We start from the raw sequence: 20271 nt of genomic DNA, 5'->3' as shown, positions 1-20271 counted from the left end.
TGTTTCGCGGTGCAAAGGCCGGCTCGCCGGCCGGCGGAAAATAGCCGCAAGCGCGGCCATTGCCTGCCCGTCCCGTTTGTGGGCCGCTCGCTCCTTCGAAGGCCGGTCGCGGCTCTTGCCGAAGATGGAGCGCCCGGCGATGTGACCACGGCGACGGCGATATCCCGATGCGTATCCCGTCCGAATTATGGCCTGCCGATTAGGAAGCGGGTGGCGTCCTCGGGGCGAAGCCCGGACCGCAAGGCCGTGCAAAGCATGTCGAGGCCATGACCGCGCAGATCGTCGTTGAAGTCCCCGCCAAGGGGCGAAAGGCCAACCGCCTCGATCCCGGCGCTCGCCGCTCGGGACACAAGCACGTCCCGCGCGCGGTTTCCGGCCGGATCGCGGTCAGACAGGATATAGAGCCGCCGCAGCGCCGTCGGGAACTGGACGGCAGCGAGGTGCGCCGCCGAGAGTGCCGCGACCATCGGCATGAAGGGCAATCCCGAGCGCGCGGACAGTACGGTTTCGATTCCCTCTCCGGCCGCCATCACCTCGGCAGCGGCCGCGAAGCGCACGCCATTGCCGAGAAGATCGCCCATCGCGCGGCGGGGATAGTCGACATCCGCTTTGTCCGAGCCGTCCGGGTTGAGCCAGGTCCGATGCGCGCCCGTGGTTCGTCCGTCAAGATCGGTCACGGCGGCGACCATCGCTGGTATGGTCAGGGTTGGGCCGTCATCGGCGGGACGATAGTAGCAGCGCGGATGGAAATGCAGGGCCTCGGTGTCTGCGAAAGCGGTGATGCCGCGACCGCGCAGATAGATTTCGGCGAGCGTGCCCCGAAAGGGTTGCGAGATGGCGAGCAGACGTCTTGCGGAGCGCCTGGAATTGGCTGGGCCGGATCGTGGCAGTGAGCGCGGGATTGGCTCGGGATGCGGCAGGGACAGGAACGAGCGGGCTTCCTCGGTGACATCCCTGAATTCGGCAAGGCCCAGCGATTCCCGGATCACGTCGAGCAGGTCGCCATGCTCCCCGGTTGCCGCGTCGGTCCACTTTCCGGCGGCGCCCTTGCCGGTATCGGGTCCGGCAAGGCGGACGAACATCGAGCGTCCGGGGGCGTTGCGCACATCGCCCACCAACCAATAACGTCCGAAGCGGCGTCCGGCCGGAAGATAGTGACGGCAAACCGCCTCGGCCTTTCGGCCGAGACGGATAGCGAGGTCGGCGGCATTGTGGCGAGTCATCACGCCGCCTCGCGCTCGGAAACGCGCTCGATGGCCCAGCGGTCGAGCACGCGGCCGAGAACCTCGACGCCCCTGGCGTCCGTCGGCACGAACATCCTGAGCTTCCAGGAAATGATTTCGTGGAAGAGCCCATAGCTGCTGAGACGCTGCCGCATGGTGTCGGTGAAGCCGGACAATTCGATCCGTTGCCCACCCATGACGCGGACGCAGCGAAGCTGGAGCCCTTCTTCGAGATCAATGACGGTCCTGTCGTCCATGAGCGCGGCGAAAGCGGCATCGGCCGACAGCGACAGCGATCCGGTTGCGACCGCGTTGGCCGCCCAGGCGGGCGAGACGCGACGGCCGATGATACGCTCACCCGAGTCGGCCTGGAGACGATAGACCCGCGTACCCTCGTTGGCCGGCAACCTCTTCCAGATCGGCAACAGCAAGCCCGAGACGATATGGATGGTGGATTCGGTGAACTCGGGCACTTCCGCTAGCTCGGCCGACCACGCGGCGGCAAAATCGGCGTGCTCGGCTTCCTTCCAATGGGTGTCCGGCATCGTCCTGACGGGGACATTCTGAGCCTCGGTCGGACGGACCAGGCGCACCCTGCGCTCGATTTCGCCATCGTCGAGCACGACGCTGGTGGTGGGGATCTGGACGGCCGCACGGCCCGACCGCTCGTTGAGCATCAGCATTCCACGCGGGTCGGCCAGATGGTCGAGCGCGGCGTCGAGCGCGACGGGTTGGTTGCGCTTGCACTGCGCGATCGTCAGCAGGCCCGTCTCAGCGCCGGTGCCCGGATGGGTGTAGATCGTCTGGCGCTCGGTGACGATGAAGCTCGCCGCCTGCAACGTTTCGAGCCCCATATCGTATGTGCCCGACGTGATGGCCCCCTCGACGCGCGCGGCAAGCAGACCCTCGAAGGCGGCGAACAGAATATCCTGAAGCTCGATGGTCAGGGCGAGAAGTCGGTTGAGGAAGGTCGTTATCGGCGGCAGTTCGTCCTTTATCCCGTTTTCGTCCATGAGCTTGAGGCCGGTGGTGCTTTCGAAGCGATGAAGTGAGCAGCCCTCGACCTTGCCGCGCACCAGCAGGAGATAGAGTTGCCTCAAGGCATCTCGGGCATAGGGCGATTCAAGATTGTCCTCGGGGCGGAAAAGGCCCTGGCCGCCGGTCTGTCTCTGTCCACGCGTGATGGCGCCCAAGGTGTCGAGCCGCCGCGCGATGGTGGAGAGGAAGCGCTTTTCGGCCCTGACATTGGTCGCGATCGGGCAGAAGAGCGGCGGCTGCTTCTGGCTGGTCCGGTTGGTGCGGCCGAGCCCCTGGATGGCGTTGTCGGCCCGCCAACCGGGTTCGAGCAGGTAATGCTTGCGCAGCCGCGTGTTCCGCGCCGAAAGCTCGGCATGGTAGCTGCGCCCGGTGCCCCCGGCATCCGAGAAGATCAGGATGCGTTTGACGTCATCCATGAACGCCTGGGTTTCCGCGAGATTTGCGCTGCCCGCGCGGGATTCGACGATTAGGCGGTCGTTCTTGCGCACGATGCGGCGAGAGCGGCCGGTGACCTCCGCCGTGACGTCCGTGCCGAAGGTCTGGACGATCTGGTCGAGAGCGCCCGGTACGGGGGGAAGGCTCGCGAGATGAGCGATGAGCTCGTCGCGCCGGGAAATGGCCTCGCGGCTTTCCACCGGCTGGCCGTCGCGCGTGACCGGGCGGGACAACAGCCTCCCCTCGGAATCGGTGAACGGCTCGTAGAGCTGGACCGGGAAGGAATGGGCAAGGTAGTCCAGGACATATTCGCGCGGCGTGATGTCGACCCGCACATCGTTCCATTCCTCGGTCGGCAGCTCCGCGAGTCGCCTTTCCATCAGCGCCTCGCCGGTCGAGACGATCTGGACGACGGGAGCATGGCCCTCCTCGAGATCGCGCCGGATGCGGCCGATCAGCGTGGGGGTTTTCATGCTGGTGAGCAGATGGCCGAAGAAGCGTTGCTTGGCGCTTTCGAAGGCCGATCTCGCCGCGGACTTGGCCTGCGGGTTCAAGGTGCCCGTGCTGCCGGTGATGTTGGCGGCGCGCATGGCAGCGTCGAGATTGTTGTGAATGATCGAAAACGCCCCCGCATAGGCGTCGTAGATGCGGACCTGCTCGGGCGTCAGCTCGTGCTCGAGCATCTCGTATTCGACGCCATCATAGGACAGCGAGCGGGCGGTATAGAGGCCGAGCGCGCGCAGATCGCGCGCCAGAACTTCCATCGCCGCGACGCCGCCGCCCTCGATGGCCTCGACGAACTCCGCCCGCGTCGAGAACGGAAAATCCTCGCCGCCCCAGAGGCCCAACCTTTCGGCGTAGGCCAGATTGTGAACCGTCGTCGCCCCCGTGGCCGAGACGTAAAGGACACGCGCGTTCGGAAGGGCGTGCTGGAGCCGCAGCCCCGCACGGCCCTGCTGGGACCCGGCCTGTTCTCCGCGCTCGCTTCTGGTGCCGGCGGCGTTGGACATGGCGTGGCTTTCGTCGAACACGATCACTCCGTCGAACTCGCTGCCCAACCACTGAACGATCTGATCGACGCGGGAAAGCTTTTCTCCGCCGCCTTCAGAGCGGAGCGTAGCGTAGGTAAGAAATAGGACACCTTCGTTGAGCGCGATCGGCTTTCCTTTCGGGAAGCGGGACAGCGGCGTGACCAGAAGGCGCTCCATGCCGAGGGCCGACCAATCCCGTTGTGCGTCCTCGATCAGCGTCTCGGATTTCGAAATCCAGAGCGCGCGACGCCGCCCCTTCATCCAGTTGTCGAGGACGACACCGGCTACCTGTCTGCCCTTGCCCACCCCGGTGCCGTCACCGAACATGAAGCCCCGGCGGAAGCGCACGGTTTTGCCGGCATCCTCGGGCGCGGCCGAGACGACATCGAAGGTTTCGTCCACGGTCCAGAACCCGGCAAGATGCTCGGCATGGGCCTCGCCGGCGTAAATCACGGTTTCGAGCTGGGCGTCCGACAGCAGCCCCTTCGAGACGATGGTGGGCGGAAGCGTCGGCCGGTAGGCGGGCTTGGGTGGCGCCACCGACGCCATGGCCGCCGACTGCACGAGCTTGGTCGGATGCGGCTTCGCGCCGGGAATGGCGAGCGATTGGAGGGCGTATTCCTCATAGATCGCGTCCGAGAGATGCGCATCCTCGGATGCCGTCCATTCGCGGATCTCGAAATCGAGGTCCTGGGCTTGAGGCTCGGCCAGCGGAGCGGCCGCCGAGGGGGTGCGCCTGGGACGCGCCACATAGCCGCGAAGGCTCCGGGGCGCCGGAGCCGGCCGAACTGCGATCGAGGGGGAAACCGGCAGGCGCGGCGGCACATGCTCGCCGATCCAGGCCATGAGCGTGGCCGCGTCCGGGGCAATGCCGGGCGAAGACGGAAAGCGCGTGCGGTCCTCGGCGGGCAGCTTGTCGATGACGGTCAGACGCGGCGAATAGGTCGTTCCATGCCGCGCATAGATCGAGCCGTCGACGGCGCAGGAAAAAAGGATGCGTCCGGGTTCCTGTAGCTGGGCGTAGGCATCGCGCCAGGCCGGAGCATCCGGCGCGAAATTCGAGCCCGTTATTGCGACCAGCCGGCCGCCATCGGCCAACCGGGCAAGGGCGGATGAGATATGCCGGAAAGCGGCGTCCGCCATCCGGCCGGCGACATTCGCCATCACGGAAAACGGCGGATTCATTATGATGACGCTCGGGACGATCGCGGGGTCGAGATGATCGTCGATCTGGGCGGCGTCGAACCGGGTGACCCCCAGATCGGGAAACAGGGCTGAGAGGAGTTCGGCGCGGGTTTCGGCCAGCTCGTTGAGCACAAGCGCGCCGCCGTCGATCTCGGCGAGAATGGCGAGCAGGCCGGTGCCGGCCGACGGTTCCAGCACGCGATCGGCGGGCGTGATACGAGCGGCGGCCATGACCGCCAGCCCGAGCGGAACCGGCGTCGAAAATTGCTGGAAGGTCTGGCTTTCCTGCGACCGGCGCGTGTGGGTGGGGAGGAGCGCAACGACCTTCTCCAGCATGGGCAGCGCGAGCGCCGGAGAGCCGGCCTTGCGCAGCAGCGCCTTGCCGTATTTGCGCAGGAACAGAACCGTGGCGGCCTCGCACGCTTCATAGGCCGTCTTCCAGTCCCAGACGCCCGAGGCATCGGAGACGCCAAAGGCCGACTCCATTGCCGCGCGCAGGGCGACGGCATCGACCCGGCGGCCATGCTCGAGATGGGGAAGGATGAGGTGCGCGGCAGCGAGGATGGGAGGAAGAGACGGGCGAGCGCTCGCGGCGTCGACGGATGGAGCGGGCTGGACCGGCGATGGCATGGACATGGAGAAATCCTCGGGAGAGCGGGAGGGACACGAGCCGCACGGCGCTCTCTCTCGACCGCACCGGCTCGAACCCTTCCCGGCCACCCTCTCGCTCTCCATCCTGCCTCGCCGCGAGGGGCGCCAAGGCCTATCGGCCAAAAGCGGTCGCCGAAGCATCGCGTGCTTTCGCCGGCCTTCTTGCCGTCACGGTCGAGGATGGCGCGGCGGAGGCCGGCGCCCTTGATCGGGCTGAGGCGGCATGGATTTCGCCAATGCCCTGCATCTGGGCAAGTCCGCCCATTGCGAGGGCTTTGCGAGCTTTGACCGCAAGCTTGTTAAAGCGGCGCGGGCTGCCCGCCATGCCGGTATAAGGGAAGTATGACGGCTTCTCAGCCGAACGGTCTGCCGTTCTCGAGGAACGTGTAGTCGTTGGCGATGATCCCCTCGTCGACTATGTCCTCCGATATCAGGAACTCGTACTCGCGCTCGAGATGCCGATAAAGCTCGCGGGCCAGGTCGCGCATGACCTCGGTGATGATCTCCTCGGCATCTCCGGTCATGGCCTGGCGGGCCGGACTGTCGCGTTCGACGTTGATCTCCATGCCGTATTCACGGTCGCAGTGCCCGGAGTGGCTGATATCGGCATGGAGTTGATAAAAATTCCTGCGCTGAACGTCCTGTAGCGCATCGGCGATCTTGTGCAGGGCGGTATCGCGGGGGGCGTAGTCCCTGATCTTTCTTGCCATGCTGGGCGCATAGCTCAATTTCGCTTCGAAGCAGGCTCCGTCGTTTTGCGAGAAGAAGCCACGGAACCAGATTCTAGGGTCCAGCCGTGTACCGCCGCCCATGCGACGGACGGTGCGGGTCTTGAGGCGGATGCCGAGGATTTTGCAGATGCGCTGGAAATCGTCGTAAACCGCGTCATACCAGTCGTAGTCCAGACACCGCTCACGATACCATGAGCGTGCCTCCTCCCTCGCGTCCTCGGACAATTCCTCGAGACGAAAGACGGTGATTTCGATCACGCTAGGCATGGGGGTCGCCTCCATCCAGCACGATGGAAAGCCACTCGTCGGTTACGATCCAATCCACGGTTTCGCCGGTGGCAAGATCGAGCACATGAGCCCCGCCGCCAAAGGCGTCTATACGAGGACGCGAGCAGGTGTGGGAATACTGAAATCCCCACCGGCCGGTAAGACCGAACTCGGCCGCGCAGCGCTTGACGAACGTGATGACGTCCTCGAGATCGCCGGTATCGTCGACGTAAATCCAGAGATGCGTACCCTCGCCGGGTTGTATGGCGAGGCCAAACCGCGTTGGGGGGAAATCGTCGTCCGCCGCTTCCTCGGACAACCCGGCATAGAGGTCGAGCGCGCGCGCGGCATTCTCGGGCGAACCTACGTCGAGCAGGCAGGAAAAATGGGTGAAATAGTTGGCCATGATAGACTCCTGAAACGAAAAAGCCCGGCGCGGGGCCGGGCTTCTGGATGAAAGGATTGTGCGGGCGGGCGGACCCTTTGAGGATCACCGTCCGACCGGGCTGGACTGGTCAGAGATCCTTCGGAACGTAAGGGTCGAGCACCGCCGTCAGAGCGTCGTTCAATTCGGTCAGCAACCTTGAATGCTCGGCATTCGAAAGCGCGCGAAGGATGCCGTCAGGAATCAGGTTGTTGACCGCGTGCGTGGCATCGTCGACCAGATCGTCAAACTCTTCCGGTGTGAGGGAAAGGATTTCGCGGCTATCGGTCATCGGATACGCCCTCCGAGTGCGTAGGGGTGGCGGATTTCGTTGCCAGCCCCTAGACGCCGGGCGCCGCGATGGGATCGAGCTGTTTGTGGAGCGGCTGGGCGCGACCCATCCAGGGCTGTGGGCGGATCGAACGGACCCAATCGACGAAGCTGGGAATGAAACCGAGATCCTCGCGCACATGCTGCTCTCCGACCCATCGCGTCGGAATGACGCGCCCGGTCGAGAGCGTGATGGTCGGGCCGAATATCGTCTCGGCCATGAACACGCCCTCCGCATGATGACGCAGGGCACGATGCCTGAAATCCGCAGTGATCTCCTTGCTGGCGTCGAACCAGCTATGGATCGCAAGATAGTCCTCGACCGTGCCGCCCCAATTATTCACCGAGGACAGGGCGTGATGATAGGGATGTGCCATCGTCGCCTCCCTAGAAGGTGTGATTGTAGGATTCGATCGCGATGTAGCGATCGTGGTGCTCAAGCGTGATCGCCTGCTTGGCGACGTCGAAGACGAACTCGCCATAGGCTCCGTCGTTGTTCTCCCAACCCCCATGCGTCCGTTCGAGGATGTCGTAGGCGAAGCGATCGATCGCTTGTTCGAGGGTGACCGAAACCGGCGTCGGCTCGGGCCGGTCCGAAGCGTCGAACCCGATCTTGAGATATTCGACATGGGCGCCGGGCATGGTGATATCGTCATCGCCGGCGCGAACCTCGACGCTTTCGATCTGGCCGGAGTCACTGGCGCCGTCGAAGGCGACGATGACATGGGTGACGCCGGACATTTGCAGCGCATGGAGCAGCGCGGTCTTGTTCTGCTCGAACAACTCGGCCTCGAGCTGCGCAACAGAGGCGGCGCGTTGCTGCCAATCTGCGAGTGGCGCCGCCGCGTTGGACTCGGGTTTCAAACTGTCGGTCATGGGGAATCTCCAATGAGAAGGATGGGGAAAGCCGCGGGCGCCTCTCTCTTGACGCGACCGGCTCGCGCTATCCCGGCTCCTCTCTCCCTCTCACGCTGGTCCCAGTGTCGTTCGGCTCGTCGGGGCCGCGCGCGTCAGCCAGGATCGCCTCGGCTTTGGCGACGGCCCAGGACGCCTTGGTGAGCCAGTCCTGCGAAGCGATGCGGCTGGCGAGAGCGTCATTGGTCAGGATTTTGAGGACGCCGAGCAGAACCTCGAAATGGGCGGTGCGGCGCTGTGCGCCTTCCTCGAAATGCGGCGGGACCGGGATGGAGGAACCTTTATAGGCGGCGTCGGCGCCCAGCCAGATGCCGGTGATGTAGTTCTCCCCGGCGGTTTCGTAGTCCAGCTTTTTGCCGGTCCAATCCTCATCCTCGATGGCGAGGCGGCATGCCTGCGCCGGTGTCTCGGCATCGTAGCTCCTGTGCCGATAGGCCGGTAGGCGGTAGGTGGTTTCGATGGTGTAGGTGGGCATTTGAGCCTCCATGAAGAAAAGGCCCGGCGCAGAGGCCGGGCATCGTTGTTGTGAGTGGAGGAATGAGGTCACGAGCCGAATTGCCGTGATGGCCGGGGTTGACCGTCATGGCAGCGGCAACAGGTTAGGCAAGATCGGCAGGATTAGCCTTGGCGCATTGCGCGTCTCGAACCGACTTCTCCTTGAGCACGGTGACGGCTTTGGTCCGGTTAGCCATCGTCCTCCTCGTCGGCGAGGACCTCAAGATAGTCGAGGAGCGGCCGGAACTGGCCGTTGTCTTCCGCCCATCGTGCGATCAGCACCAGAAGGGTAAAGCTGTCCCAGCCTGCCTTGGCCGCGATTGCCTCGAACTGCTCGTGGGTTTCGTTGCGCATGGAAAAGCCTCCTTACGCCGCTGTGACCGGCGCGACCACGCGGCCTTCGACCACATCGGCGCCGAGCTCGTCGGCCGTGACCTCCTCGAGGCGGGCGGAGCGGTAGCCTTTGCGGGAGAGCCAGAGCTCGGCCGCTTCGCGGCTTTCGGCCAGATGCAGCAACTCCGCGTTGTCGCCGACCTGCTGAAGAACACGCACCATGCCGATGGAGGGCGTTTCGACGACTGCGAAACTGAGATCGGAGTCGACCGTGTAGGTGCGCATGACGCTTATGAGGATCACGCCGTTCGCCCCGAAATTGCCCTCGTGCAGGACGATCGTTGCCGGTGACGAATAGGTTGGGCGCTCGCGCGGCGGTTCCTTTCTGACCAACCGGCCGACACCGTTGCGCTGTTCCCATGCCTTGAGCTTTCGGGTGAACCGAGCGGGTGGCTTTGGAGTGCCGTCGGAATAGCGGATGAGCGAACCGAGCGGCGCATTCTCGTAGATGGCGTGTGCGGACATGTTCAAATCTCCTGAAATGAAAACGGCCCGGCGATCAGGCCGGGCCGCAAGGGAAGCGAGGGGCAGCGGACGCCGCCCCCGAGTGGAGCTATTCGGCCGCGACCGGAGGCGTTGCCTCGTCCTCGAAATCCGCCGAGGCGTCTGCGTCGGCCTCGTCGCCACCGGAAAGATAGGCGGGCAGCGCAGCGGCATCCGCTTCGTCGGTGGATTCAGGCTCGGCCCCGAGGCTGCGGAGCGGTTCGGGCAGCCAGCCACTGTCAGCGAGCAGGCGTTCGGCCTCGCGCGCCATATCCGGCTTCTTGAGATGGTCGATGAGCTGCGCGGCCTGGTCGCCGACGCCCTCGCGGACCGCCTCAAGGATATGCAGCTTGGTCACCCGCCCTAGGTAGTTTTCGACGGTGGGCCGGAAGCCCGCCTCCACCATGTCGAGCCCGGTGACATGGGCGAGGCGTTCGGCTTCGGCCATCCTACGGTCAAGCCCGCGCTGGGTGATGCCGCTTGCACCGAACTGGTTCGGCCGCTCGTAAAGCGCGTTGACCCCGAATGAGACGCAATGGGCGAGCAGCGCGTGACGGCTGGCATCGTCGAGCCCTTCGATCCAGCCCCAGAGCGCCTCGTCGTCGGACGGGATATCCGCCTTCCAGTTCTTGTGGCGTTCCGTGAGTGCCTGGGCATACGGCGTATCGGGAAGATCCTTGCCCTGCTCACGGAAATGAACGCGCTGGACGTTGGCCTCGATCACCGCACCCTCGGCCCTGACCTGGCTGAAGGTGTCGCGCACGAGCTTGTGGAGAAGCGCAGTGACGGCGACATGGGGATTGGCCGCGAGAGCATCGCGCAGGGCGAGGGTGCGATGGGCGGTCAGCTCCATCACGAGGCGCTCGGGCAAAGGCTTGACCGCCTCGCCTTCATCGTCGTCATCCTCGGGCTGGGAGGGCTCGCCGCCGACTGTGATGACCGCGCGTGTCGCGGCACCGTTCCCCTCGTCATCGCCGATATCGGTGCCGGGTTCCTCGGCGTCGGCATCAACCGGCGCTTCATCTTCGGGCCGCACATACCCGCGATCGACGATCAGCTCGCCATCGCGGTCGAGGCCGACAAAGACGCCGGCAAGGGGAATGTCCTGCGGCTCGAAGATGACCGGGCGGTTCTCGAACGCTTCGAGCGCCGTCTCGATCTCCCCGAGGCGTTGGTCGATCTCGTCGGGAAGCTCGTCATGGTCCTCGTATTCGCCCTCGATCTTAGCGTACTCGTCGCGCAGGCTTTCCCGCTCGGCACGCTCGTCCTCGGTGAATTCGACCGTGGCGCGCGAAAGAGCGCGCAACCCATTGCTGTATCCGTAGGGAAGGTTGACGTCGAGGGCGATCCACTTCCAGCCCTCGGCTGCAATTTCGTCTGCGACCGCCTTGAGCTTATCGGTGGTCAACCTGTCGAGCAGCGCCGGATCTTCGAGCCAGAAGCCGACCTGTTCGGAAAAAAGATCGCGCAGCACACCGCCGCCGGCCTGCTCATAGGCTTGGGTCCCGACGAAAATGGCTCTCTTGTCGGAAGAAGGAACCGCGGCTTCGGTGAGCATTTGCCGAATCTGCCACGGCTGACGATAGGTATGCTGGATGGCGTCCCAAACCTGCTCCTGGCGGTCGTGGTCGGGGTTGACGGTGAACGCCTCGAGCAGCTCGAGCGTCATTTCCCCGTCGGCATAGATGTCGAGCAGCTTGGGCGAAACGCTCGTGAGGCGCAAACGCTGTTCGACGAACCGCTCCGTGGTAAAGTAGGCGGCCGCGACCTCGGCCCGCGACATCTTTTGGTCGACCATGCTTTTGAACGCGCGAAACTGGTCGAGCGGATGCAGCCCAGCGCGCTGCACGTTCTCGGCAAGCGAGTCGTCCTCCTTGAGGATATTAGTGTCGGCCTTGCGCACGACGCACGGCACGAGGCCGTCCTTGGGGAAGCGCCTGGCCTTGACCAAACGTTCGATGGCCCGAAAGCGGCGGCCACCGGCGGGCACTTCGAAGAATCCGGTTTCCTCACCGTTTTCGTCGACAAGGGCGCGGACATTGAGGCCCTGGATCAGATCCTCGCGGCGGTCGATGTCCTGGGTCAACTCGTCCAGCCCGGTTTCGGGCCGGATCTGGCGAACATTGGCCTCGCTGATCACCAGCTTGTCGAAGGGAATGTCGCGCGAGCGTGAAAAGACGATTTTCTTGGGCGACTTTGCCATGTCGGTTTCTCCACGACGGGCAGCCGCAAGACTCTCTCGCGACCTCCAACCCGTCGCAAAAAACCGACCCCTCTCTCCCTCTCCCAACCCCCGCGCCGCAACAGAGCGAGAGGCCCGAGTCCGTCACCAGGCCGGGCGGTGCGGGCGCTCGGCGTTGATGCGGTATTTCGAGCGCAGCGCTTCTATGGCTGCGTCCTGCCGCGCGATCCTGCCGCGCAGCCGGTTCAGCTCCGCCCCGGACGTCTCGAGCAGCCGATCGAGGATGCGTCGGTACTCGGCCTCGTCCGCGCCGGTCCATCGGCTCATCCTGCGGTGATAATAGCGAGCCTTTGGCCGCCGGCGGATCGTCTCCGCTTCGGCGCGATTGCAGAGCGCGTGTTCGACGCGGATCAGGTTGCTGCGTGTTTCGGCGAGACTGGCTTCCATGCGGTCAAGAACGACACGCAATTGGGCGTGGGTCATCATGGCGCATCTCCTGCGCAAGTTCGGGAACTTCCAGGGCTTTCGTCGCGACCTGCGGCGACGTTCGCGCACGGGATTGAAAGCGAGCGCCGCCCTCCCAGAGTGAGAGGCGGCGCCCGCATCAGTCGGCGTCGGCGACGTCTTGCGGGGTGGGATATTCTCGCCTGTCGAAGACGGCCGCGGGACCATCCGCAATGTAGGGAACGGAGTTTTCGATGAACGAGTGTTGCGGGGCGAACTTGGCGTCGAAAGCGTCGATCGCCGCGTCTTCATCCTCCGCATCGACCTCCTGCACGAAGCAGACCCATCGCAGGCGTCGTTGGCCGACGAAATAGCGGTTGGTTGCGGGGATGCACTCGAACACCTCGTTGATCTCGCCGTCCATCTCGGCGTCGTTGAACTGCTCGACGGCGTGATCGCGATTCTCGGCATCGCAAAGCCAGGAATCGTTCTCGGAGCCGTAGCAAACGAGGTATAGTTTCAGGAGGGGTCGCGATTGGCTGATTGTCATCGGGGTTTCTCCGCGACGGGCGGCCGCGAGCCTCTCTCCGGCCCCAACCCGTCACGACGCGAAGCGCCGCCCTCTAACTCCAGAGGGACGGCGCCGCAGAACCGAGGAACGGGAAGGCCGCAATGCCGGGAGTCCGATCTTGCGATTACGCGGATTTCAGGCGGATCAGACCCCGCACATACCTTCGCATTCGTTCGGCCAGAGATCGAGCTGGCCCCGGTCGGCCTCAGTCGAAAGATCAGCCTGCTCGAGCGGGACGGCTGAGCGATGCAGATAAACCTCACCGCGGATGCCCCGGAATCCGGTTCGAATGGCGGCATCGACCGATACGGCATCGGTCCAGGCTTCGGGATCATGGTCGCGCATATGGCGCCAACGATCGTCGGAATGGAACGGGCAGCCGATGCAGGCGCTCTTGGGCGGCGTGGGATAGTCGTGCCGCTCCAGCCAGCGCAGGCAGTCGTTACGGATCATACCACGTTCGATTAGGGGCCAGCGGTTGACTTGCCAGCTCTCAAAGGAGGGCTTCATGCGCAACGCCTCGTCGAGCGAAATACCGATCCATTGCTCGGCGACAGGCGATTTGGGCGAGCGCCGACCGGCAATGCCGAGCAGCTTGCGGACCTTTCGCCGGATCGGCACGATCTTGTAGTCGCCGGTGCATTGGCGCCGGATCATGCCGATCCCGATATGATCGGTCTTCGCGATGCGGGAGCCGACCAGAACGAGATCTCCGTTCTCGTCCTCGTCATAGACGGGAAGCTCGGTCCCCGCTGGCGTTACGGTGCGGGTGAAGGCGGGGATCGAGGCCCATCGCTTGCCCTGTGCGCCGGCGAGAAGGTCGGCGCGCAGATTCCCGGCCGAGACTATATGAACGGGAAAGGGCAACACATTAGGCGATCCGAGCCAGGCAAGATGTTCATAGACGGCCTTTGGCTCCCAGCCTGTGTCGGCGAATATCGCACAATCGGGCATGGGGCCGACTTCGCCATTCGCGGCCATTAGGGCGAGCGTGGTGGACTGGACGCCAGCGCCTAGGCTGAGCACGCGGAGCCGGATGTCGGCCGCCAGTTCGGGATCGGGCGCGAGGCCAGGGAAAGCGAGCGCGTTCATGCCGCTGCCTCCTGCTCGTTATCGGCTGAGGCCACGCGGGCGGCTTCCGGCAGGAAGGACAAAATCCAGTCGGCGGCCTTGCTGGCCTGTGAGGCCGCGCGGACAATGGCACGATTGTCCTCGCGCAGCACGTCGAGCCACTCGCCGATATAGTCGGCGTGACGGACGGTGGGTACGATGCCGAGTGAGGCGCAGCAAAAGGCGGCGTTGATCTCAGCCACCAGTTCCTCAAAGGCATATTTCTTCGAGCCAAAGCTTCCGGCGAGGTCGCGGCTGAGACGCGAGCGATGGCCGGTGGCGTGGCCCAGCTCGTGCAGCGCGGTGCGGTGCCAGTTAATCGGCTCGTGATAGGCTTGCGGAGGTGGCACCTGCACATAGTCGAGCGCCGGGACGTAGAATGCTCGACCGCCGCCTATGCGGAAGTCGATCCCGGTCGCGCGGATCAGCGCTTCGACCCTGGGCTCGACCAGACCCTCGGGCGCGGGCGGCGCCTCGACGGCGAGGTCATTGGGCAGGCCGTCGCATTGGGCGGCGTTGAATACGGTGAATCTCTTGAGGAAGGGTATCGCCTGGGCGTCCTCGCCGGCCTCGCGCGCACGGCGCTTCTCGTCCTCGGGCGTGAAGCGGTCGGCATAGACGACGGTGGTGCCGTGCTCGCCCTTGCGGACATTGCCGCCAAGCGACAGCGCCTGCCGGAAGGTCAGCCAGTGCTGGGTCGGATAGCCATGCTCGATAACGGCGCCCCAAAGGATGAGGATATTGATGCCGGAATACTGCCGCCGGGTGGCGGCGTTGCTCGGCATGGCGAGTGCGGCCTTGGCGTGTGCGGCGCCCCAGGGCTGGACCCAGGGCACGCGACCGGCCTCCAGCTCAGCTATGATCCTGTTGGTGATTTCATCGTATAGGTTCGCCCGGTCATTTCCGGCGCGGCGTTCGCGAGTGCTGGCCATCGGGATGATCTCCGCGACGGGCCTCGGGAGCCTCTCTCCCGATCCTCAACCCGTCACGGACGTCCCCGTCCGCACTCTCACTCTTGGCTGTGCGTGGAGGTATCGCCCTGGCATGCCTCCCAGGCGAGCGTGTGTACCACCTACGGCATCACACTCCCAATCGGAAACTGGGCTGATGTCTTGGAAGGGCCATCGACCCTCGTGGAAGCGAGTCGGATTGTCGCACCCAGGGCGGTGCGCAGGCTGGGAAACCTTCGTCCCAGCGCTTCCAGTATGCTTCCAGTGGGGATTTTTGCCTTGATTTCCGCAGCCCTAGGCTTCCGAAAAAGCTCTTTAATTTTAAGGACTTAGAATGGTTGCGGGGGCAGGATCTAATCTTCACTTGCTGCCCGAGCAAGTAAAGATGGTTGCGGGGACCGGCATCGATCACAACTTGCAATCGACGCCGGTAAAGATGGTTGCGGGAGGGCGCTCAAATCTCAACTTGCAAACGAAAGACGGCCACCCGGTGGGGGCGGCCGATCTTCGTGAACTTGCATCGCAAGTTGAGATGGTTGCGGGGGCTCGCTCTGCTCTCAAATTGCTTTTCCGAGCGGCAGCCTAGGGTCTGGACTCATTGAGTTTCAAAGCCAGTAGATGACGATGGCCGCAAGAGCGATAGCTGACAGGAAGACCTTTGGGCACCTGTCGTAACGTGTCGCCACACGCCGCCAGTCTTTGAGCCTGCCAAACATGATCTCGATGCGGTTGCGCCGTTTATAGCGACGCTTGTCGTATTTCACCGGTTTCGTCCGCTGTTTCCGGCCAGGGATGCAGGCGCGTATCCCTTTGTCTTTCAATGCTTCTCGGAACCAATCGGCGTCATATCCTCGATCTCCGAGGAGCCATTCCACCTTTGGCAAACTGCTCACCAAAGCACGAGCACCGATGTAATCGCTGACCTGACCGGCGGTGACGAAGAGGTTGAGCGGTCGGCCCTGGCTGTCGCAGATGGCGTGCAGTTTGGTATTCATGCCGCCTTTGGTTCGACCGATCAGGCGTCCACGCCCCCCCTTTTTCACCGCAAGGCTGGACGCCGTGCGATGGGCTTTGAGATAGGTCGCGTCGATCATGACCGTCTTCTCTTCACCATGATCAGCGGCCAGACCAGCCATAATCCGAGCGAAGATTCCCCTATCGCTCCACCGTTTCCAACGGTTGTAGAGCGTTCTCTGATTGCGGCCTTGTCAAGCGTGGGAAGTTGATGTCCGTCCGGGGTCATGGTTCTCTCCGAGGTCGCATTGAGCGCCTCATGATGGTTTTCGGCGGCGGATCGTCTCCAATGTCTTGTGCGGGGTGTGGCTCTGGCCATCCCATGCTCTACAGCGAGATCGATCAACCTCCGTCCCGTCGGGACTGCGCTCCCCGCGTCAGACGCGAGAACTCAGATCAGGCGGTGGCCTCCTTTGTCCATTGATAGTCAGTTCCATTTTTCCAGAGCGTCAGCATAAGCACTGCGATTTTGCGAGCCGTCGCGACGGCCGCCTTGCGGAAGCCACGCCGTCCCGCCAGTCGTACAGCCCAGCTTTTCAGCCGCGAGAAACGTTTCACCTGATGGATCACGGATGACGCCGCCTCGAACAGTAGCCCGCGCATCGCACCGTCACCGCATTTCGAAACGCGCCCCGACCAATGTAGCGCGACAATCTGGATGAGAGTAGCGCGTCAATCAGGATGAGAATCCTTGGTCGCGACAGCAGCGAGGATGGCGGGTTTGTCTGTCGCGGGCAAGGGGCTTGTCGCAGTGATTGTCGCGGAGCGTCAATCTGCATTCATGTCCGCCGGCGACGCCTTCCGCGGAGGCCGCCCGGGACCTTTGGCCTTTTCCGCGGCCTTGCGGCGGTAGCTCTCGACATTCATCTCGAAGATGGTGGCGTGGTGCACCAGCCGGTCGACAGCGGCGAGCGTCATGGCCGGATCTGGGAAGATCGTGTTCCATGCGCCGAAGGGCTGGTTTGCCGTGATCAGCATGGAGCGGCGTTCGTATCTCGCGCTGATCAGTTCGAACAGCACGCTGGTCTCGGCCTGATCCATGGTGACGTAGGTGATGTCGTCGAGGATCAGCAGGTGGAACTTGTCGAGCTTGGCGATCGCGCTTTCGAGTGCGAGATCGCGGCGCGCCTGCTGGAGCTTCTGGACCAGATCGGTGGTGCGGGTGAAGAGGACGCGGTAGCCCTTCTCGATCAGCGCCAGCCCGATGGCGGAACCGAGATGCGACTTGCCCACGCCCGGCGGGCCGAACAGCAGGATATTGGCGCCCTTCCCGATCCAGCTGTCGCCGGCGGTGATGGCACCGACATGGGCCCTGGACAGCATGGGAACGGCGGCAAAGTCGAAGGTCTCGAGGGTTTTTCCGGGCAACAGGCGGGCCTGAGAAAGATGGCGCTCGATGCGGCGGCGATCGCGTTCGGCCAGTTCGTGTTCTACCAGGGCGCTGAGCAGCCGTGCGGCGGACCAGCCTTCCTTGTCCGCCTGTTCGGCGAAACGCGGCCAGAGCGCCTTGATGGCGGGCAGGCGAAGCTCGTTCAGAGCCAGGGTGAGGCGTGCGGTATCGATCTCGGATGATGTCATGCCGCAGCCTCCTCACCGGCATTTTCCAGCAGCCGGTCGTAGGATGACAAATCGGCCAGCTGCACCTCGACCCCGGGCAGACTGTCGGGCGACGGGGCGAAGAGAGCGCGCAGGGCTGTCATATCGGGCAGACGGTGCTGGCTGATATCCTCCTCGAGTTGGGCGGCCAGTTCGGCCTCGCAGCCCCGGTCATGGGCCAGCGCCAGAAGATCGACCGTCATCCGGCAGGCCGCCTTTGCGTCGGTCTGCTCGAGCAGGAATGCGAAGATCTCGCTGAAAGCCCGCCGCGGGAACAGTTGGTCCCGGTAGACCAGCCCCATCAGCGCCATCGGTTTCTTGCGCAGGGAACTGATGACATGGCGGTAATTGACCACGTGCCCGTGGCTGCCGGTACTCGAGGCCCGGCCGCGCGGCAGCGTCAGCAGCGCGGTGGCGCCGAGGAACAGCTCCAGCCGGTCATCGTAGAGCCGAACCCGGAGGCGATGCCCGATCAGCCGGGACGGCACGGTGTAGAAGACCTTGCGCAGGATGAAGCCACCCGAAGAGGTGACGCGCACAGTGATCTCCTCGTAATCCGTCGTCCGCCGGGCGGGCAAGGGTCTGAGGCTGGCACGTTCCATGTCGATGCGCTTGGCATTGCGGGCGTTGATCCGGCCCACGATCTCGTCGATGAATCGGCGATAGGCCGTCAGATCCTCGAAGTCGCGCGACCCGCGCATGACCAGCGCATCCTCAATGGCGCGCTTGAGATGACCGTGAGGGCCCTCGACGGAACCGTTCTCATGCGCGATGCCCTTGGTATTGCGCGTGGGTGTCATGCCGTAATGGCGGCACAGCGCGTCGACGCGGTCGGTGAGGTCGGCTTGGGCGGATTTGTCGAGGTTCTTGAACGCGGCCGAGAGGCTGTCGGTCGTGTGCTCCTGCGGCACGCCCCCGAGCGCCCAGAGGGCGTTTTGCAAGCCTTCGGCCAGTGCCACATAGCTTTCGCCGCCCAGCACGACATGGGCGTGCTCGAAGCCGGAATAAGCCAGCCGGAAGTGATACAGCCGGTGGTCCAGCTGCTCGCCGGCAACGGTCACGCCGAGTTTGCCCATGGCGGTGAAGTCCGACAGGCCCATCTTGCCCGGCACATGGACCTGCCGGAAGATCACTTCCCGGTCGGGGCCATGCTCGGCGCGCCAGGCGCGTATCCGCCGCTCCAGCGTACGCCGGATGCCGATGCCCAGCTCGGGATGCCGGCGCAGAAGTTCCTCGTAAACCGCAACTGGACGGATACCCGGCGAAGATTGCAGCAGGGGGACGACCTCCGTGTCGAAAATATCGGCCAGCGGGTCGGGACGACGTCGGCCGCGCGGGATCTTCTTCTGTGAGGGAAGGGTCGGGTTGGATTGCAGCCGATAGCCGGTCGCCTGGCTGATCCCGGCCTTCGCGGCGGCCGCGGGCACGGAATGGGAATGTCTGCGCGTCATGAAGAGCCTCATCTGTTGGTCGGTGACATGACGGCCCGGCATGAACGATCTCCCGAATCGGAAAAATCGTCCCCTATCCGAGCCGGCCACGACCGTCAGACCCACCCATTCCAGGCGCAACGCGGGGGTGGGGCCTCTCCGGTCGGGCTACGCCCTCCCTACAAGGCCCCACCCCCGCGTTCTCATCCTGATTGACGCTGGAGTCTCACCCTGTTTGTCGCGCCGCACCGACCAATCCATTTCGCCGGACTGATGTCGCTTTGGCGTTAACCCAAGAAAAGCGCCCACATCCGACGTCCGGTTGAACCGACCCGGATCATCAACCAGTGCTATGAAGCTGAGCGCGTTGACCGGACCAACACCGGGGATTGTCATCAGGCGGCGCGCGACTGGATGGACCTTGGCCGTTTTCCTCACCACCTTGTCCAAGTCGTCCGCCACTTGGCACAACTTGGCATGGGTAGCGATGAAGGCATCAGCTATGACCCGCAAAACCTGGTCGGTCTCGCCCGCTGCTGCCAGCTGATCGCGGAACGCTTGCCTCTGCCGTCCCTGGCCAATGCCGATCATACGGATGCCGAAGGTTTTGAGGACGCCACGAATGTGACCTTCGAGGTCCTTGCGCAACCGGATCAACCGTTCCCGCGCGCCTACCAAGCTGCGAAGCCGGTCCGCCTCCTCGCTGCGGATGTGAACCGGTGTGAACCAACCGGTGCGCGCAAGCTGTGCCAGACCTTCAGCGTCGGCGGCATCCGACTTGTTGAGCCGCGCCGACAAGCTCTTGTGTGCCTTCCGGGCATCAATGCAGGTCGCAGGCAGGCCGAGACCTGCGAGGCCGCGCTGCAACCAGATCGATAGCATTCCGCTTTCATGCACGATCCGTCGGGGCGTAAGTTCGCGGTTGCGAAACCAACCCGCGACGCCCCCGGGATCAGCGGGACAGACGCCACGCGCTACAGTCTTGCCATCCCTGTCTACAACGCAGATCGAAATCTCTTTCAGCGACACATCCAAACCGACATAGTATTCCATAGGACGTTCTCCTCACGGCTTATATCCATGAGGCCAACATACCGGACCTCGTTCGCCCCCGGAGAGCGACCGCCGCAATCACACCATGTCTTGTGAGGCCCGTAGGCGGAAGGGGCATCACGCCACCGTAAGCCATTGCGGTTGATGAATATAATGCCGCTCAACACACGCCGGTCATCGACTCGTGGCTTGCCGTGAGGCTTCGGGAAGAAGGGTTCAAGACGCGCCATCTGCGCATCCGTCAGCCAGAAAAGATCAGACATGTTCACCGCTCGTTTTTCGAGCCGTGAATCATGACGCCGGACTGAAATCAATGGGTC

The 20271-nt window shown here is 63.9% G+C and carries 20 protein-coding genes and 2 pseudogenes; 1 reads left to right on the top strand and 21 read right to left on the bottom strand.

Annotated features, from left to right (window positions below; translation table 11 throughout):
• Nucleotides 1–185: 185 nt before the first annotated feature.
• Nucleotides 186–1223: a DUF7146 domain-containing protein gene (locus ACP148_RS00495; RefSeq protein ID WP_421950108.1), complete on the bottom strand. Its 1038-nt coding sequence runs from the start codon at nucleotides 1221–1223 to the stop codon at nucleotides 186–188.
• Nucleotides 1223–5548, bottom strand: a complete 4326-nt coding sequence (locus ACP148_RS00490; RefSeq protein ID WP_421950109.1) for a strawberry notch-like NTP hydrolase domain-containing protein — start codon at nucleotides 5546–5548, stop codon at nucleotides 1223–1225. Before ACP148_RS00490 ends, ACP148_RS00495 begins: the two co-directional genes overlap by 1 nt.
• Nucleotides 5549–5786: 238 nt before the next feature.
• Here ACP148_RS00490 and ACP148_RS00485 point away from each other — a divergent pair, with 238 nt between their 5' ends.
• On the top strand, nucleotides 5787–5909 hold the full coding sequence (locus ACP148_RS00485; protein ID WP_421950110.1) for a hypothetical protein: 123 nt from the start codon (nucleotides 5787–5789) through the stop codon (nucleotides 5907–5909).
• A gap of 7 nt (nucleotides 5910–5916) precedes the next feature.
• Here ACP148_RS00485 and ACP148_RS00480 read toward each other — a convergent pair whose 3' ends face one another.
• The 19 genes and pseudogenes from ACP148_RS00480 to ACP148_RS00390 form a co-directional block, all read right to left on the bottom strand.
• Complete coding sequence (locus tag ACP148_RS00480) at nucleotides 5917–6561, bottom strand: antitoxin of toxin-antitoxin stability system (protein WP_421950111.1); 645 nt, start codon at nucleotides 6559–6561, stop codon at nucleotides 5917–5919.
• Entirely contained in the window at nucleotides 6554–6967 is a 414-nt protein-coding gene (locus tag ACP148_RS00475) for a hypothetical protein (protein ID WP_421950112.1), read from the bottom strand. The genes ACP148_RS00480 and ACP148_RS00475 overlap by 8 nt, the downstream gene beginning before the upstream one ends.
• Before the next feature lie 109 nt (nucleotides 6968–7076).
• Complete coding sequence (locus ACP148_RS00470; protein WP_421950113.1) at nucleotides 7077–7277, bottom strand: hypothetical protein; 201 nt, start codon at nucleotides 7275–7277, stop codon at nucleotides 7077–7079.
• Between the two features lie 49 nt (nucleotides 7278–7326).
• Nucleotides 7327–7692: a DUF6915 family protein gene (locus ACP148_RS00465; protein ID WP_421950114.1), complete on the bottom strand. Its 366-nt coding sequence runs from the start codon at nucleotides 7690–7692 to the stop codon at nucleotides 7327–7329.
• 10 nt (nucleotides 7693–7702) lie between these two features.
• A complete protein-coding gene (locus tag ACP148_RS00460) occupies nucleotides 7703–8191 on the bottom strand; it encodes a DUF6878 family protein (protein ID WP_421950115.1) in 489 nt (162 codons plus the stop codon).
• Nucleotides 8192–8258: 67 nt separating this feature from the next.
• Complete coding sequence (locus ACP148_RS00455) at nucleotides 8259–8705, bottom strand: hypothetical protein (RefSeq protein ID WP_421950116.1); 447 nt, start codon at nucleotides 8703–8705, stop codon at nucleotides 8259–8261.
• Nucleotides 8706–8914: 209 nt separating this feature from the next.
• On the bottom strand, nucleotides 8915–9079 hold the full coding sequence (locus ACP148_RS00450; RefSeq protein ID WP_421950117.1) for a hypothetical protein: 165 nt from the start codon (nucleotides 9077–9079) through the stop codon (nucleotides 8915–8917).
• 12 nt (nucleotides 9080–9091) lie between these two features.
• Entirely contained in the window at nucleotides 9092–9583 is a 492-nt protein-coding gene (locus ACP148_RS00445) for a hypothetical protein (RefSeq protein ID WP_421950118.1), read from the bottom strand.
• An 88-nt stretch (nucleotides 9584–9671) separates the two neighbouring features.
• Nucleotides 9672–11804 (bottom strand): ParB/RepB/Spo0J family partition protein, encoded by a 2133-nt coding sequence (locus tag ACP148_RS00440; RefSeq protein WP_421950119.1) that lies wholly within the window; start codon nucleotides 11802–11804, stop codon nucleotides 9672–9674.
• Nucleotides 11805–11927: 123 nt separating this feature from the next.
• Nucleotides 11928–12269, bottom strand: a complete 342-nt coding sequence (locus ACP148_RS00435) for a hypothetical protein (protein ID WP_421950120.1) — start codon at nucleotides 12267–12269, stop codon at nucleotides 11928–11930.
• A gap of 118 nt (nucleotides 12270–12387) precedes the next feature.
• Nucleotides 12388–12777, bottom strand: a complete 390-nt coding sequence (locus tag ACP148_RS00430) for a hypothetical protein (protein ID WP_421950121.1) — start codon at nucleotides 12775–12777, stop codon at nucleotides 12388–12390.
• Between the two features lie 165 nt (nucleotides 12778–12942).
• Entirely contained in the window at nucleotides 12943–13890 is a 948-nt protein-coding gene (locus tag ACP148_RS00425) for a hypothetical protein (protein WP_421950122.1), read from the bottom strand.
• Nucleotides 13887–14840 (bottom strand): ArdC family protein, encoded by a 954-nt coding sequence (locus ACP148_RS00420; protein WP_421950123.1) that lies wholly within the window; start codon nucleotides 14838–14840, stop codon nucleotides 13887–13889. The genes ACP148_RS00425 and ACP148_RS00420 overlap by 4 nt, the downstream gene beginning before the upstream one ends.
• Nucleotides 14841–15463: 623 nt before the next feature.
• Nucleotides 15464–16051, bottom strand: a pseudogene (locus ACP148_RS00415) (IS5 family transposase); the annotation flags it as partial.
• A gap of 217 nt (nucleotides 16052–16268) precedes the next feature.
• Nucleotides 16269–16475: a hypothetical protein gene (locus tag ACP148_RS00410; RefSeq protein WP_421950124.1), complete on the bottom strand. Its 207-nt coding sequence runs from the start codon at nucleotides 16473–16475 to the stop codon at nucleotides 16269–16271.
• A gap of 165 nt (nucleotides 16476–16640) precedes the next feature.
• Nucleotides 16641–17450, bottom strand: coding sequence for an IS21-like element helper ATPase IstB (gene istB / locus ACP148_RS00405; RefSeq protein ID WP_185926665.1), 810 nt, complete (start codon nucleotides 17448–17450; stop codon nucleotides 16641–16643).
• Nucleotides 17447–18961 carry an IS21 family transposase gene (gene istA / locus ACP148_RS00400; protein WP_185926666.1) on the bottom strand — a complete coding sequence of 505 codons (1515 nt, stop codon included), beginning with the start codon at nucleotides 18959–18961 and terminating at the stop codon, nucleotides 17447–17449. The genes istB and istA overlap by 4 nt, the downstream gene beginning before the upstream one ends.
• Before the next feature lie 105 nt (nucleotides 18962–19066).
• Entirely contained in the window at nucleotides 19067–19951 is an 885-nt protein-coding gene (locus ACP148_RS00395; RefSeq protein WP_209006418.1) for an IS110 family transposase, read from the bottom strand.
• Nucleotides 19952–20037: 86 nt separating this feature from the next.
• Nucleotides 20038–20214, bottom strand: a pseudogene (locus tag ACP148_RS00390) (transposase); the annotation flags it as partial.
• Between the last annotated feature and the right edge of the window lie 57 nt (nucleotides 20215–20271).

Origin of the sequence: Pelagibacterium sp. (genome assembly GCF_965249125.1) — a bacterium.
Lineage (GTDB): Bacteria > Pseudomonadota > Alphaproteobacteria > Rhizobiales > Devosiaceae > Pelagibacterium.
The sequence above is the reverse complement of the archived record's forward strand: the minus strand, read 5'-3'. Positions and strand labels throughout refer to the sequence as shown.

Bases quoted from the DNA above. Each gene is read 5' to 3' on its own strand.
- ACP148_RS00495 (WP_421950108.1), bottom strand. From the start codon at position 1,223: ATGACTCGCCACAATGCCGCCGACCTCGCTATCCGTCTCGGCCGAAAG.
- ACP148_RS00490 (WP_421950109.1), bottom strand. From the start codon at position 5,548: ATGTCCATGCCATCGCCGGTCCAGCCCGCTCCATCCGTCGACGCCGCG.
- ACP148_RS00485 (WP_421950110.1), top strand. From the start codon at position 5,787: ATGGATTTCGCCAATGCCCTGCATCTGGGCAAGTCCGCCCATTGCGAG.
- ACP148_RS00480 (WP_421950111.1), bottom strand. From the start codon at position 6,561: ATGCCTAGCGTGATCGAAATCACCGTCTTTCGTCTCGAGGAATTGTCC.
- ACP148_RS00475 (WP_421950112.1), bottom strand. From the start codon at position 6,967: ATGGCCAACTATTTCACCCATTTTTCCTGCCTGCTCGACGTAGGTTCG.
- ACP148_RS00470 (WP_421950113.1), bottom strand. From the start codon at position 7,277: ATGACCGATAGCCGCGAAATCCTTTCCCTCACACCGGAAGAGTTTGAC.
- ACP148_RS00465 (WP_421950114.1), bottom strand. From the start codon at position 7,692: ATGGCACATCCCTATCATCACGCCCTGTCCTCGGTGAATAATTGGGGC.
- ACP148_RS00460 (WP_421950115.1), bottom strand. From the start codon at position 8,191: ATGACCGACAGTTTGAAACCCGAGTCCAACGCGGCGGCGCCACTCGCA.
- ACP148_RS00455 (WP_421950116.1), bottom strand. From the start codon at position 8,705: ATGCCCACCTACACCATCGAAACCACCTACCGCCTACCGGCCTATCGG.
- ACP148_RS00450 (WP_421950117.1), bottom strand. From the start codon at position 9,079: ATGCGCAACGAAACCCACGAGCAGTTCGAGGCAATCGCGGCCAAGGCA.
- ACP148_RS00445 (WP_421950118.1), bottom strand. From the start codon at position 9,583: ATGTCCGCACACGCCATCTACGAGAATGCGCCGCTCGGTTCGCTCATC.
- ACP148_RS00440 (WP_421950119.1), bottom strand. From the start codon at position 11,804: ATGGCAAAGTCGCCCAAGAAAATCGTCTTTTCACGCTCGCGCGACATT.
- ACP148_RS00435 (WP_421950120.1), bottom strand. From the start codon at position 12,269: ATGATGACCCACGCCCAATTGCGTGTCGTTCTTGACCGCATGGAAGCC.
- ACP148_RS00430 (WP_421950121.1), bottom strand. From the start codon at position 12,777: ATGACAATCAGCCAATCGCGACCCCTCCTGAAACTATACCTCGTTTGC.
- ACP148_RS00425 (WP_421950122.1), bottom strand. From the start codon at position 13,890: ATGAACGCGCTCGCTTTCCCTGGCCTCGCGCCCGATCCCGAACTGGCG.
- ACP148_RS00420 (WP_421950123.1), bottom strand. From the start codon at position 14,840: ATGGCCAGCACTCGCGAACGCCGCGCCGGAAATGACCGGGCGAACCTA.
- ACP148_RS00410 (WP_421950124.1), bottom strand. From the start codon at position 16,475: ATGCGCGGGCTACTGTTCGAGGCGGCGTCATCCGTGATCCATCAGGTG.
- istB (WP_185926665.1), bottom strand. From the start codon at position 17,450: ATGACATCATCCGAGATCGATACCGCACGCCTCACCCTGGCTCTGAAC.
- istA (WP_185926666.1), bottom strand. From the start codon at position 18,961: ATGCCGGGCCGTCATGTCACCGACCAACAGATGAGGCTCTTCATGACG.
- ACP148_RS00395 (WP_209006418.1), bottom strand. From the start codon at position 19,951: ATGGAATACTATGTCGGTTTGGATGTGTCGCTGAAAGAGATTTCGATC.